This is a genomic window from Mameliella sp. CS4, assembly GCF_019392335.1.
GTDB lineage: Bacteria > Pseudomonadota > Alphaproteobacteria > Rhodobacterales > Rhodobacteraceae > Antarctobacter.
Genome location: NZ_JAHXRQ010000211.1, coordinates 1 through 256 on the forward strand (window position 1 = coordinate 1; position 256 = coordinate 256).

At 60.5% G+C, this 256-nt stretch carries 1 protein-coding gene; it reads left to right on the forward strand.

Annotated features, from left to right (window positions below; translation table 11 throughout):
- Window positions 1-256, forward strand: a 256-nt coding sequence (locus tag KZZ07_RS27140) for a cbb3-type cytochrome c oxidase subunit I (protein ID WP_219520109.1), incomplete at both ends; no start/stop codon positions are given.

The following is a 256-nucleotide window of genomic DNA, read 5'->3' on the forward strand; positions in this document are numbered from 1 at the left end:
GGCGTCACCGGCGTCGTGCTCGCCAACTCGGCGGTCGATAAGTACCTGCACGACACCTATTATGTGGTGGCGCACTTCCACTACGTCCTGTCTCTCGGCGCCGTGTTCATCATCTTCGCCGGTATCTACTACTGGTTCCCGAAGATGACCGGCCACATCATCCCGGAATGGGCCGGCAAGCTGCACTTCTGGCTGGCCTTCATCGGCGCGAACATCCTGTTCTTCCCGATGCACTTCCTCGGACTGGCCGGCATGC